Annotated in this window: 9 protein-coding genes; 6 read left to right on the top strand and 3 right to left on the bottom strand. The window is 61.0% G+C overall.

Going from position 1 to position 12,981, the window contains the following annotated elements; translation table 11 throughout:
• Positions 1-4: 4 nt before the first annotated feature.
• The 4 genes from GH659_RS00520 to GH659_RS00505 are packed head-to-tail and all read left to right on the top strand — an operon-like array spanning position 5 to position 5,555.
• On the top strand, positions 5-787 hold the full coding sequence (locus GH659_RS00520; protein ID WP_153108765.1) for an ABC transporter ATP-binding protein: 783 nt from the start codon (positions 5-7) through the stop codon (positions 785-787).
• A gap of 12 nt (positions 788-799) precedes the next feature.
• Positions 800-1,729, top strand: coding sequence for an MlaD family protein (locus GH659_RS00515; RefSeq protein WP_153108764.1), 930 nt, complete (start codon positions 800-802; stop codon positions 1,727-1,729).
• Between the two features lie 17 nt (positions 1,730-1,746).
• Complete coding sequence (locus GH659_RS00510; RefSeq protein WP_153108763.1) at positions 1,747-2,355, top strand: ABC-type transport auxiliary lipoprotein family protein; 609 nt, start codon at positions 1,747-1,749, stop codon at positions 2,353-2,355.
• A 2-nt stretch (positions 2,356-2,357) separates the two neighbouring features.
• Entirely contained in the window at positions 2,358-5,555 is a 3,198-nt protein-coding gene (locus GH659_RS00505; protein WP_153108762.1) for an EAL domain-containing protein, read from the top strand.
• Between the two features lie 192 nt (positions 5,556-5,747).
• Here GH659_RS00505 and ppgK read toward each other — a convergent pair whose 3' ends face one another.
• Positions 5,748-6,512, bottom strand: coding sequence for a polyphosphate--glucose phosphotransferase (ppgK, locus tag GH659_RS00500; RefSeq protein WP_153108761.1), 765 nt, complete (start codon positions 6,510-6,512; stop codon positions 5,748-5,750).
• A gap of 259 nt (positions 6,513-6,771) precedes the next feature.
• Between ppgK and GH659_RS00495 the strand changes: the two genes are divergently transcribed.
• Both GH659_RS00495 and GH659_RS00490 read left to right on the top strand, forming a co-directional pair.
• Positions 6,772-7,845 carry an ABC transporter substrate-binding protein gene (locus GH659_RS00495; RefSeq protein WP_211364050.1) on the top strand — a complete coding sequence of 358 codons (1,074 nt, stop codon included), beginning with the start codon at positions 6,772-6,774 and terminating at the stop codon, positions 7,843-7,845.
• 15 nt (positions 7,846-7,860) lie between these two features.
• Entirely contained in the window at positions 7,861-11,016 is a 3,156-nt protein-coding gene (locus tag GH659_RS00490; protein ID WP_153108759.1) for a bifunctional diguanylate cyclase/phosphodiesterase, read from the top strand.
• Between the two features lie 44 nt (positions 11,017-11,060).
• Here GH659_RS00490 and GH659_RS00485 read toward each other — a convergent pair whose 3' ends face one another.
• Both GH659_RS00485 and GH659_RS00480 read right to left on the bottom strand, forming a co-directional pair.
• Positions 11,061-11,912: an SIR2 family protein gene (locus GH659_RS00485; RefSeq protein ID WP_153108758.1), complete on the bottom strand. Its 852-nt coding sequence runs from the start codon at positions 11,910-11,912 to the stop codon at positions 11,061-11,063.
• Positions 11,913-11,992: 80 nt separating this feature from the next.
• The gene (locus GH659_RS00480) at positions 11,993-12,889 is read right to left on the bottom strand and encodes an NAD(+)--dinitrogen-reductase ADP-D-ribosyltransferase (protein ID WP_211364049.1); all 897 of its coding nucleotides are present in this window, start codon (positions 12,887-12,889) and stop codon (positions 11,993-11,995) included.
• Positions 12,890-12,981: the final 92 nt, after the last annotated feature.

The raw sequence follows: 12,981 nt of genomic DNA, 5'->3' as shown, positions 1-12,981 counted from the left end.
GACCATGACTCCGGTGATCCAGTTGCGCGGCATCGTGACCCGTTTCGGCAGAACGGTGATTCACGACGGCATCGACCTTGATGTTGAGTCCGGCCAGATTCTTTGCCTGGTCGGCGGTTCCGGCAGCGGCAAGACGACGCTGCTGCGCGAGATCGTCGGCCTGCTCGAGCCAAGCGCCGGCGAAGTGCGTCTGTTCGGCGAGCGCGTGCTCGATCCCGACCCGCGCGTGCGTCGCGACGTGCGGCGCCGTTTCGGCATGCTCTTCCAGCACGGTGCGCTGTTTTCCGCGCTCTCGGTGTTCGACAACATTGCCTTTCCGTTGCGCGAACTGCGCCTGCTCGACGAAGACACCATTCGCGATCTCGTCTACATGAAGCTGGCGATGGTCGAACTGGGGCCGGATCATGCCCGGCTGATGCCGGCGGAGCTGTCCGGCGGCATGGTCAAGCGCGTGGCGCTGGCGCGCGCCTTGTCGCTCGAACCCGAACTGCTGGTGCTCGACGAGCCGACGGCGGGGCTCGATCCCGACCTCGCGGACAATTTCGTGCATCTGATCGGTACCTTGCAGAGACAGCTCGGCTTCTCGGTCGTCATGGTGACGCACGACCTCGATACGCTGGCCGGGCTGGCGACGCGTGTCGCGGTGCTGGCCGAGCGGCGTATCATCGTCTGTTGTTCGCCGGCCGAGGTGCTGAACGTCGATCACCCGTTCATCCACAGCTTTTTCTGCTCCGAACATGCCCGAGCCGTCATGAAAAGAAAGACGTCGCCGTCAGCTGATCAATAGGTTGGAAACCCCATGGAAAATCGCTCGCATGCCCTGATCGCCGGACTTTTCACGCTGCTCCTTGGCGTGGCCGCCGTTGCCTCGGTGTGGTGGTTTGGCGGCAAGCAGGATGAGACCAGCACCTTCGAGGTGCAGACGCATCGCAATGTCACCGGCCTCAGCCCGCAGGCGCAGGTGCGTTATCGCGGCATCAGCGTCGGCAAGGTCGAATCGATCGAACTCGATCGCGATGACCCGCGCAACACGCTGATCCGCATCAGCGTCCGTAAAGACATCCCGATCACCCGCGGCACGACGGCCAAACTCGGTTACCAGGGCGTGACCGGTATCGCCCATGTCCTGCTCGAAGAAAACGGCGGGGACGGATTGCCGCTCGGGACAAGCGGTGACCGGCCGGCGCGCATCGTCATGCAGGATTCACTGATTGAGGAGCTGACCGATGTCGGTGGCGACACGCTGCGCAACGCCCGCGATCTGCTGGCCAGCGTCAATGAAATCCTGACGCCCGAGAACCGGCAGGCCATTTCGCACACGCTCGTCAATCTTGAGGCGACGTCGCGCAACACGCGGGAGACGACGGCTCAACTCAAGCAGTTGCTGTCGCCGGAAAACGTGCAGCGACTCAATACTACGTTGAGTCATGCCGAATACACGGTGGCGCAGGCCGGGCCGTTCTTCGCCGAGGCGCGCGGACTGGTGGCGCGCCTGCAATCGACGACCGAGAAAGTCGAACTGGCGCTCGGCGATTCATCGGCTGCCGGCGCCAGCAGTCTCGTTCCTCGGCTCAACGCGCTGTCGGATGAACTTTCGGCGAGTTCGCAGCAACTCAACCGCGTTTTGCAAATGGTCGAAGAATCGCCGCAAAGTCTGATTTTTGGCCGCCAAAACCCGCCAGGTCCCGGCGAGGCCGGTTTTGTGGCGCCTGCCGGGGCCGGACAATAAGAAAATAGGGGAAATTCATGCGATATCGGTTCATTTTCTGCGCGGCGCTGCTGCTGGGCGGTTGCGCCGGAGGCATCCGGAACGACGCATCCGCCATTTACGATTTCGGATTGCCGGCGCAGCCCCTGGGCGCGGGATGGCCGAAGCTGGTCGTCGACGTCAAGGCGCCGGCCTGGTTCGATGCGCTGCCGGTCGATTACCGTCTGGCCTATGACGATCCGCTGAAGTTGCGCGAATACGCGACCAGCCGCTGGGCAGGGGCGCCGGCCAGCCTGCTCGCTCAGCACCTGCGGCAGCAGCTTGGGGCGAACGGCTCTTCGGCAAGCACAGCGGTCGAGTGCCTGTTGCGGATTGATCTGCTCGAGTTTTCGCACGTCTTCGATGCTGCAGAGAAAAGCCGGGGGGTCTTGCATGCCCGCGCCACCCTGATCGACGGCAAGCGGCAAGTGCTTGCCACGCGTTCGCATACGATTGAGCAGGCGGCGGCGACGCCGAATGCGGCCGGCGGCGTCCGGGCGCTCGTTGACGCCGGGGAAGCGCTGGGTCGGGAAATTGACGGCTGGATGACGCAGCTTGAGAAGGGGGGCCGGCTTCAGGGCTGTCAGCGTGGCCGGAGCGGAGCTTGAGCGTGCGGCATTTCATTCAGGAGTTGATCGGGAAGCTGAGCGTCAGCCGCAAGCTGGTGCTCATCTACATTCTTGACCTGTCGGCCGTCATCTTCGTCTCGTCGATCCTGATCAACGAGAAATACATCGCGATCGACTTTGCGCGCAAGGAAATTGCCGGCAACGCCTACATCAGCGAGATTCGGGAAACGATGTTCGCCAGGCACGACAGCGAAGGGGCTAGCCGCGCCGCTCGGATTGAAGCAGCGGAACGCAGGTATGGCAGCCGAATGCAGAGCGAGAAACTCGCAGGGGAACTGGCGGAACAACTACGTCGATTGGATACGGCATCTGATGCGTCCGGTAATGCCCGTGCAGTGGAGGCCAGGTTGGGTGCATCCTATGCACTGCAGTCGCTTGTGACACGTATCGGTAATCAGTCCAATCTGATTCTCGACCCGGATATCGACAGCTACTACACGATGTCGCTCGTCGTGTTGCGTTTCCCTGAATTGGTCGATGTCTCGTTCAGGGTTAGCCAGACGGCGCTGGCGGTCGGCGAAGCGAGCACGGCACAGAGCCGGCAGCGGCGGCAGGCTGCGTATCTGATCGCCGAAGGACGTCTTGATGCCCTGGTCAACAGGATCGTGCTGGATTACACGGAGGTCTTGGGGGGCGGTGATGGCGTATTGGGGCAGTATCTGTCGCCATCACTTAACGTGCTGTTGACGGCGGTTGAATCTTTTCGCGAAGCGACGCACCGCGCGGCGATGGTTCGTTTCGACGCGGCTTCCGTAGCGAACATTCGCAACAACGAGGCAGCGCTCGATGAGAGCCTCGCGGTGACCTGGCAAGAAGCCGGCTGGGCGTTGAATGGCTTGCTCGAAGCGCGCGTCGATAAGCTTTTCTGGCGCATGTGGTGGCACCTCGGCGCGGCGGTTTTCCTGTTGCTGGTTATTCTGTCTTTGGTCTTCTTCGTGGCGCGGATGATCGCGCTGCCGATCCGGCGGCTGGCGACGGTGGCGACCGAGGTGAGCCGGACAGCCGATTATTCGTTGCGCGCCAAATGGTCGTCCGGTGATGAACTGGGCTGCCTTGTCGACGCCTTCAACGGCATGCTTGAGCAACTCGACCGCTTCCGTCTGACGCAGCAGGAACTGGCCGCCAGCGCCCGTGCCGCCGAAGCGCAGCGCGAGTTGATCGAGGCCATTCCGATTCCGCTGATGGTGACGGCGATTCCCGATCATGAGGTGTTGCACGCCAATGCACCGGCGCTCGACTGGTTGCACGATCCGCAAGCCGACCCCTGGAAAAAGGGGTTGGCGCGGGCTCAGCGAGCGGCGTTTTTCCAGCAGTTGTCCGACCAGGGCGGTGTCGATGAATTCGAGGCGCTTTGGCGCGGCGAGCCGGAGAACCGCTGGGCGCTGCTTTCGGCGCGCCGCCTGACCTACCAGAATCGCGATGCGGTGCTGACGGCCTTCACGCCGATTGGCCGTATCAAGCAGATGGAATCCCGGCTCGAATTGTGGGCGCGCGTGTTCGAGGCGTCGTCGGAAAGCGTCATGGTTACGAACGCCGAGCACGAGATCGTGACCGTGAACCGTGCTTTTGTCCGCAGTACGGCCTACGAGCATTCGGAAGTGGTCGGCCGCCACCCTGACTTTCTCCGTCCCGGCGTGGCTCAGGAAAGCCTTTTCGAGCAGGCGTGGAGCACCGCCAAATGGCGCGGCAGCTGGCAGGGCGAACTCCTTCTGCGGCGCAAGAATGGCGACACTTTCCCGATCTGGACGGTCATCAACGCCGTGCGCAACCGCGACGGCGAGATCGTCCATTTTGTAGCGACCTTCCTCGACATCAGCGAGCGCAAGGAGAGCGAGCGCCGCATCAGCCATCTCGCGCATCACGATACGCTGACCGATCTGCCGAATCGGGCGCTCTGTCTCGATCGCCTGAACATGGCGATCCAGCAGGCGAAACGCAACGACCGGCGCGTTGGCGTGTTATTCATGGATCTCGACCGCTTCAAGAGCATCAACGACACGCTCGGCCACCATGTCGGCGACGGCTTGCTGCAATCGGTCGCCAGCCGCTTGTTGCAGGTGGTGCGGGCCGGCGATACGGTGAGCCGGCTGGGCGGCGACGAGTTCGTCGTCATCTTCAGCGATGTCGCGACGGCGCAGGAAGTCGGCCAGATCGTCGAACAGCGGCTGGTGCCACTGATCCGCGCGCCGCACGTGATTAACGGCGTCGAGCTCAACGTCGGGTGCAGCGTCGGCATCGCCGTTTACCCCGACCATGGGCAGAGCGTCGAAGCGTTGATGCGCAACGCCGATGCGGCCATGTACTACGCCAAGCAGGAAGGGCGCGAAGGCCGTCATGCCGCGCATTTCTTCACCGCCGAAATGGATCGCGCCGAACGCGAGCGCCTGCAAATCGAACGCGACCTGCGTGCCGCCATCGGTCAGAACGAACTGTGTCTTTTCTACCAACCGCGCGTCGACGTACTCAGCGGCGAAGTGCTCGGCGTCGAGGCACTGGTGCGCTGGCGCCATCCGCAACGCGGGCTGGTGTCGCCGTCCGAATTCATTCCGGTGGCTGAGGAAACCGGCCTGATCGTCCCGCTCGGCTACTGGATTTTCGGGGAAGCCTGCCGGCAACAGAAGGAATGGAGCGAGTCAGGCATCGGGAATATCCAGGTTTCGGTCAATCTGTCGGCAGCCCAGTTCAAGGACGACGCCTTGCTCGCCAACTTGCGGCAGGCGCTGGAGCAATTCGGCAACACGCCCGGCAGCATCGAACTGGAGCTGACCGAGTCGCTGCTGATGGTCGACCGCGTGCGCACGATCGAACAGTTGCAGGGCATCAAGGCGCTGGGCATCGGATTGTCGGTCGACGATTTCGGCACCGGCTATTCGAGCCTCAACTACCTCTATCGCTTCCCGATCGACAAGCTGAAGATCGACCAGTCGTTCGTCAGCGACATGCTGACCGATCCGAAAGACAAGGCAATTACCCAGGCCATCATCGGGCTCGGCCATACGCTCGGCCTGCGCGTCGTCGCCGAAGGCGTCGAAAGCCTCGAACAGCGCTTTGCCCTCACGTCCGCCGGCTGCGACGAACTGCAGGGCTACTACTTCAGCAAGCCCCTCCCGGCGAACGAACTTGCTCAATGGCTGGCCTCGTGGGCGGCCAAACCACAGGCTATTGAGGAAGACGAATAAGCCGGAAAACGTCGGCTGGAACCGCTTTCAACGCAGAGGTCGCAGAGATACAGAGATCGCAGAGAGAAGCTTCATTCCAATCCGATGGGTGAAATTCACCCTTTGTGCTTCCTCCTTGCCCTTTCTCGATTTTTCTCTGCGTTCTCTGCGGCTCTGCGCTCTCTGCGTTGAAAGCGGTTCAAACAGAGTTTCTCAGGCGCTAATTCGATTCGGAGCGCGCAGGCATTCCTCGGCATACAGTGCCGCGCCGACGATGCCGGCCTGGTTGAGGAAGCTGGCCGGGATGACCGGCGTGACGACGGTGATGAGGGGGGCGAACTTGTGCAGTTTATGGCTGGCGCCGCCGCCGAGCACGATCAGGTCGGGCCAGAAAAGGTTTTCCATCGTTTCGAGGTAGGTGTTGAAACGCTTTCCCCATGTTTTCCACCTGAGCTTCTTGGTCACCCGGACGGATTCCGACGCGTAGCGCTCGGCTTCGATGCCTTTGCCGAGCAGGACGTGGCCGAGTTCGGTATTGGGCAGCAAGTGGCCATTCGAAAACAGCGCGGTGCCGAGCCCCGTGCCGATGGTGACGATCAGAACGACGCCGGCGGTATCCTTGCCGGCGCCGAAACGCATTTCGGCCAGACCGGCCACGTCGGCATCGTTGGCGATATAAACCGGGCAACCGGTTTGCGCGGCGAAAAAGTCGGCCACGGCCAAGCCGATGAACGATTTGTCGATGTTGGAAGCGGTGCGCGCGATACCGTGCTGGATGGCGGCCGGGAACCCGATGCCGAGCGGGCCCGTCCAGCGATGCTGATCGACGATATCCTTCAGTGCAAGGCCGATGGCTTCCGGCGTGGCGGGGCGAGGCGTCAAGATCCGGAGGCGTTCGCTGATCAGTTCGCCGGTCTCGGTTTCAACAATCGCTGCCTTGATCCCCGTGCCGCCGACGTCAATGCCCAGAATTTGCATGACGATTCCCTATGCCGGTGGTGATAAATAATCATAGTCGATCAGGTAGGCTGCCGCACGGCTCCCACCGTCGCCCGAGCGCCGTTTCCCTTGGCGGTTGTATTGCAACGATAAGGGCATGCAAAAAAGCGCGATAAATTGCTAGTATCAAACAAGGGGCTGGAAGCGGAGTCGTGGACGTCGGTAAAGGGAGATCAGCCGGTATGTCAGGGACGATATGATCAATGCGATAGTAAAAAACTGCTTATGGCTGCTCGCCTTGGCCGCAGTCCTCGTGGGGTGTTCGCCGCGTGAGCCAATCCGTATCGGTTTTATCGGCGGTGTTTCGGGGCGTGTGGCCGATCTCGGCATCAGTGGGCGGAATGGCGCGGCATTGGCCATCGAAATGCGCAACAAGGCGGGTGGTGTGAATGGCAGAATGGTCGAGCTGATCGTCGAGGATGACGTTCAGGACGAGGAGGTGGCGAAGCAGGCCGTCGCCCGTCTGATTGACCGCAAGGTTGAGGCCATCATCGGCCCGATGACGAGCGCGATGGCGATGGCCTGTGTGCCGCGGGCGAATGAAGCGCAGATGCTGATGGTCAGTCCGACCGTGTCTACAACCGAGCTGTCCGGACGGGATGATTATTTCCTGCGCGTTATTTCGCCAACCAGCGAGTACGCCCACAAGATTGCCGACTATCAGTACACGACCCAGGGGCTGCGCCGGATTGCGGTGGCTTACGATCTGCGGAATAAAGCGTACAGCGCGAGCTGGTTGGCCGACTATCGTGCGGCTTTTGCCGCGCATGGCGGCGAGGTGGTGATGACCGAGCCGTATCTTTCCGGTGATGACACGGATTTCGCGCGCATGGCCGAAACTCTTCTTCGTTCGCAGTCGGATGCCGTGCTCGTCATTGCCAATTCGGTCGATACGGCGATGCTGGCCCAGCAACTGCGCAAACGCGATGCCGCTATCCGTATCGCGACGTCGGAGTGGGCGGCAACCGAGCGGCTCACGGAGCTGGGTGGCAAGGCCGTTGAGGGCATGACCATCGCCCAGTTCCTTGATCGCGACAGCCAGGCTCCAGCTTATCAGGCGTTTCGCAAGGCGTATGTCGAGCGCTTTGCACTCGAACCGGGCTTTGGTGGCGTGACTGCGTTTGATGCGGCGAATGTGGTGCTCGACGCTCTGGCCGCAAAAAAGGAGGGGCAGCCGTTGAAGCAGGCCATTCTCGAACGTCGGGTTTTTGCGGGGGTCCAGTCGGAGATACGTTTCGATGCGGCCGGCGACGCGAGGCGCGAGACGTATATGACGACTATCCGCAACGGCACGTTTGTGCGGCTACCCTGATCGGACGCTAGAGCAATGTCACGTTCAATCCGCTTCTGGCTCTCGCTCGGTTTATCGACGCTGGTGGCGCTGGCTGTTGTTTCCGTCATTCTCATCCTGCTTGGCGTTCTCGTGCCCCGGCTCAACAGGGACGTCGAGCACCAGAATCTAATGCTCAGCCGGGTGGCTGCGACGCAAATCGATCACTTCCTCACCGATTTTTCCTCCCAACTGGACAATCTGGAGAATGACATCGCTTCCCGCCCGACGTTGTCGGAAGCGCAGTTGCAGACGATGGTCGATACTGTCGCCCACGCCAATAAGGGCCTTGAGGCGCTTTACGTTCTGGATGCCGACGATCGCGTGATCGAAGTCGGTTTGCCGAAAGAAGGTCGTTCCCGGCGGGAAAACCTGTTGGGGATCGATTTCTCGGCCCGTGTTTTTGCCCGCGCATCGCGTCAGGTCGGGCGCAAAGTCTGGTCGGATACCTACCTCTCGGCGCGCGGGAACATCGTCGTCGCGTTGGCGCTGCCGCTGAACATTCCGCTCCGGAAAGCGGGCGAGACCGCCATCGATGGGGTGCTGGTCGGCGAATTGAACCTTGAGGAAGTATCGCGGTTCGCCGGGCTGCTGAGCACAGCGGATGACGTATTGACCGTCATTCTCGATCGCCGCGGCAATGTCGTCGGCCATCCCGATGCCGTGCGGGCGTTGCGGCAAGAGAATTTCAGGAATCTGGAACTTCTGCAGGGAGAGGTGGATTCGCCTGCATCCGGGTATTTCGAACTCGATGCGATGCAATACCTCGGGAGTACGACGCCGATTGCCGAAACCGGCTGGACGGCGCTGGTCGGACAACCGACGGATAAAGCGTTTGCCATCGTCCGCTCAACGCTGGTTTCGCTCGCGGCGGGGAGTGCTTTTGCGCTGCTTCTGGCCGTTATTTCCGCACTGATTGCGAGCCGGAGCATGATGCGGAAAGTCGGCGAGTTCGCCGCGCACATGGAGGCCGTGGCGGGCGGGAACTACCACGCGGGAATTCCGCATTCCGGAATCGACGAAATTGAGAGCCTTGCGCAGCATATGCGTAGCATGGCCGGGGCGGTGCTGGAGCGTGAGGCCCGGTTGCGCGAAAGTGAAACGAACTTCCGCATGCTGGTGGAGAGCGTGCCGCAAGGCATTGCGCTGCTCGACGAGCGGGAGCGGTTCGTGCTGGCCAATGCCGCCTTCACGCGCTTGTTCGGTCATTCGGCAGGGGATGTTCCGGACCTGGAGGCTTGGTGGCCGCTTGTCTGTGCGGATAGGGAGCGTTCGACAAGAGCGATTGCGGACTGGCAGGCGCAAATCGATGGCGAGCATGCCACGGCCGGCGCCGACCAAATCAGGATTCGCCGTCCCGATGGACAATGTCGCGACCTCGAAGTGACTGCCCAGCGCTTGCCTGACAAACGGTTGCTGGCCACGTTCTCCGATATCACCGAGCGGCGACAGAATGAAGTCCGCCAGCAACGTGCCGCCAGCGTGTTCTCCCATGCCCGCGAAGGCATCATGATTACCGAGGCGGACGGCACGATTGTTGAAGTCAATGAGGCTTTTAGCCGCATTACCGGCTACACGTACGAGGAAGCGATTGGCCAAAATCCGCGGATAATCAAGTCAGGTTTCCAGGATGCCGATTTCTATCGCAGTATGTGGGAGTCGCTCATTCAGAGCGGTTACTGGTACGGCGAGCTTTGGAACAGAAACAAAAGCGGTGAGCTTTTTGCGGCTCTGACCGACATCACGGCGGTCTACGATGCGGCGGGGAAGGTCCAGAACTACGTTGCACTCTTCTCCGACATCACCCAGATGAAGGAGTACCAGCGGCAACTGGAGCATGTGGCCCACTACGATTCGCTTACCGGCCTGCCCAACCGGGTTCTGCTGGCCGACCGCTTGCGCCAGTCGATGGTCCTGAGTATGCGTCGTGGTCTTTCGCTGGCGGTGCTTTATCTGGATCTCGATGGGTTCAAACCGGTCAATGATCGCTATGGCCATGATGTTGGCGACAAGCTTTTGCAGACCGTCGCCCAGCGCATGAAAGATGTCTTGCGCGAGGGGGATACGATTTCGCGCATTGGCGGCGATGAGTTCGTCGCCGTATTGGTCGATCTCGAACATGAACCGGATTGCCTGCCGGTATTGGAACGGCTGCTGCATGCCGCCTCGATGCCTTTGCCTGTCAATGGCCACACGATCGAAGTCTCCGCCAGCATTGGTGTCACTTTTTATCCTCAGGACAAGGGGGATGCCGATCTGCTCATGCGCCACGCCGATCAGGCGATGTATCACGCCAAGCAGGAGGGCAAGAACCGCTATTACGTGTTCGATGTCGTGCAGGATGAGGCGACGCTGCGGCAGAAAGAGCTTGTCGATGGCATTCGCGGCGCGCTCGCCCGCGATGAATTCGTGCTGTACTACCAGCCCAAGGTTGATATGCGGACCGGGACGGTCATCGGCGCCGAGGCGTTGATACGCTGGCAGCATCCGGAGCGCGGGCTGTTGCCGCCTTCCGCTTTCCTGCCGATGATCGAAAAACACGCGGTCAGCGTTGAAATCGGCGAATGGGTGATTGATGCTGCGCTGAGTCAGCTTGGGGTGTGGCGCGATTTGGGGCTGGATATTCCGGTCAGCGTCAACATTGGTGCGCGACAACTGCTGGGTGGGACTTTCCGGGATCGGCTGTTGGCCTTGCTGGCGGCGCACCCGGAAGTGCCGCATGATCGTCTGGAGCTGGAGATTCTGGAAACGAGTGCCCTGGAGGATTTGACGCAGGTTTCCGAACTCATGTACGCCTGTCTTGATCTCGGCGTGAGTTTCGCACTCGATGACTTTGGCACGGGCTACGCGTCGCTCACGTATCTCAAGCGATTGCCGGCCGCCGTGCTCAAGATCGATCAGAGCTTCGTGCGCGGTATGCTCGATGACCCCAATGATCTGGCGATCGTTCAGGGCGTCGTCGGTCTTGCCGAGGCCTTTGGCCGGCGGGTGATCGCGGAAGGGGTCGAAACTGTTGAGCACGGCTCGCGGCTGTTGGACCTCGGATGCGTGCTGGTTCAGGGCTATGGCATCGCGAGGCCCATGCCCGCCGCCGAATTCCCGGCCTGGGTCGCGAGGTGGAAGCCTGATCGGGCGTGGTCAGCCGCTTCTTGATGCGCCGTCTGGGGGCCGTGCAACGCCGTTGACTATTCCGTTGTTTATTCGGAAAGCTGAAGAGCGGCTGATTCGCTCATCAATTCCCGCCAGTTGCATTCCACGAGCTCGATTTTCTGGCGGGCGAGGAAGCGTCTTTCCTTCGCTGTCGGGGTCTCGATCAACGCCCAGCCAGCCGGCTCCCCGGCGCCGTGGATGATGTCGGAAAGCACCATGCGTTCGGTGTCGCGGTTCAGGCGCATGCCGAGCAGCAGGTAGCGTTTCCCTTTTCTCGATCTTTTAAGGAACGGAGGAACGCCGAAACCGCCCATCAGTTCGGTGATGAAGTCGACGTAGTCGGCGTCGGAAGCGATGTAGCTCGGCTCCGGTTTGGGCGAGCCCATCGGCTTGAAGAGTGCCGGCAGGTTCGGGTCAGCCTGGTCGGGCGTGATCTCGCGGTATGTCGTGCCGTCATGCGCATACAGCTTGAACCGGTAGCTCGTGCCGCCGATGCGGGCGCAGCCGAGGATCAGGTTGTGCGGCGTACCGGCGTAGCTGTCGATGATCTGCGTATCGCGGTTGATGTCGATGACGTAGGCGGGGCGGATTTCCTTCAGCCAGTCGTGCAGCGCCGAACGGCTCCATGCCGTTTCGCCGTATGTCGTGTTCAGGAAGCGGGTGACGGTAGCGCGGCCGCGCTTGAGCTCGATGTTCATCGCCGCACGCGAAAACTCATACATCAGCTTGGGCGACATCGGCTTGCCGCCATTCATGGCGATGATCATGTCGTCGCTGGTGGCCGGCATCGGGGCGCCGGTGCCGGAAACGACATCGGTGAGCGCACCCGGGCCAATATAAGGGACGATGCTGCCGTCCTTGAGTCCGGCAATGAGCTGGTTGCGGAGAGTGGAATTCATGGGGAGATCCTTGCAAGAGATGTGTTGCCCGGTCTCTTGCAAGAACTACGCCGCGGCCGTTTTGTCGCGTCTACGACAAGTCAGAAAGTCCGGATGTCGACGTCGTAGATGCCGCCGATGACGAGATATTCGTCTTCGCCCTTGAGAACGCCGGGCACCAGGTCGTGATGGAAAAAAATCTTGTCGGTTGGTACGCGCGTGGACAGGATGTAGTCGCCAAATTCGCTGGCCCGCTCGCGCGAGGCGGTGAATGAGGTCAGGTTGTTGAACAACACGATCTGGCGCTTGCCGGTTTTGCTAAGGACTTCATGTTCGTTGAGCCGGTTGATGCCACGGTAAAGCAGCAGCGATTCGCCGGCCTGTTGGCTGCGCTGGTATTCGTACTGGCCGTATGAAAACACGAGGTCGAGCTGGCTTTCCAGCGCGTTTGTTCCATAAAGGCCGGATGAACGCATCTCCAGATAGCGCAGATAGGCGGCTCCCGAGAAGTCGCGCAGTGGTTCTTTATGGAAGCGGGGCAAGAGGCCGAAGCGCGACTCCACCCATCCTTTGAGGATGGCGCCCTCGCGGCTGTCCGAATTGAAGCTCCAGCCGCGCAGAACGCGCATCCAGTTGGCGTTGGCCCTTTTTTCCGAACGCTCGGTCAGACCGGCCTCTGCGAGGTCTTCGAGGCAGAAGCGAACCGTCAGGTAATCGCCGAAGACCTCGGCCCGCTTTTCCCGCTCGTCACAATTGTCGAGGCGGCGGAATAAATCCCGATGCAACTCGGCGACGCCATCGATCTGCAATGGCGCTGGCGCGTGCTGGAACGTCAGGCTGCCGAGAATAATGGCCGGCAGGTTGCAGCGGTTGATGGGTAGGCGCGCGTAGCGGGGGAGGGTGGCCGTGTCATTGTCGGTACTACTACAAACGACGTGGTCTTTGTCAGGTTCCATCGCGACCTCAAAACCGGTCGTGCGACGGATTAGTTCTTTCATTTCAGCAAGTTATCCATAAATAACCAGGTTGGCATGGTCTTTGCGAATCATAGCTCGGGAACACGGAAATTGTCCTTCACCCGAAAGTTAAA

This window comes from Propionivibrio limicola, assembly GCF_009469695.1.
GTDB classification, from domain to species: domain Bacteria; phylum Pseudomonadota; class Gammaproteobacteria; order Burkholderiales; family Rhodocyclaceae; genus Propionivibrio; species Propionivibrio limicola.
This window is presented reverse-complemented; position numbering and strand designations above follow the sequence as displayed.

Bases quoted from the DNA above. Each gene is read 5' to 3' on its own strand.
- ppgK (WP_153108761.1), bottom strand. From the start codon at position 6,512: ATGCAAATTCTGGGCATTGACGTCGGCGGCACGGGGATCAAGGCAGCG.
- GH659_RS00510 (WP_153108763.1), top strand. From the start codon at position 1,747: ATGCGATATCGGTTCATTTTCTGCGCGGCGCTGCTGCTGGGCGGTTGC.
- GH659_RS00515 (WP_153108764.1), top strand. From the start codon at position 800: ATGGAAAATCGCTCGCATGCCCTGATCGCCGGACTTTTCACGCTGCTC.
- GH659_RS00520 (WP_153108765.1), top strand. From the start codon at position 5: ATGACTCCGGTGATCCAGTTGCGCGGCATCGTGACCCGTTTCGGCAGA.
- GH659_RS00480 (WP_211364049.1), bottom strand. From the start codon at position 12,889: ATGAAAGAACTAATCCGTCGCACGACCGGTTTTGAGGTCGCGATGGAA.
- GH659_RS00490 (WP_153108759.1), top strand. From the start codon at position 7,861: ATGTCACGTTCAATCCGCTTCTGGCTCTCGCTCGGTTTATCGACGCTG.
- GH659_RS00485 (WP_153108758.1), bottom strand. From the start codon at position 11,912: ATGAATTCCACTCTCCGCAACCAGCTCATTGCCGGACTCAAGGACGGC.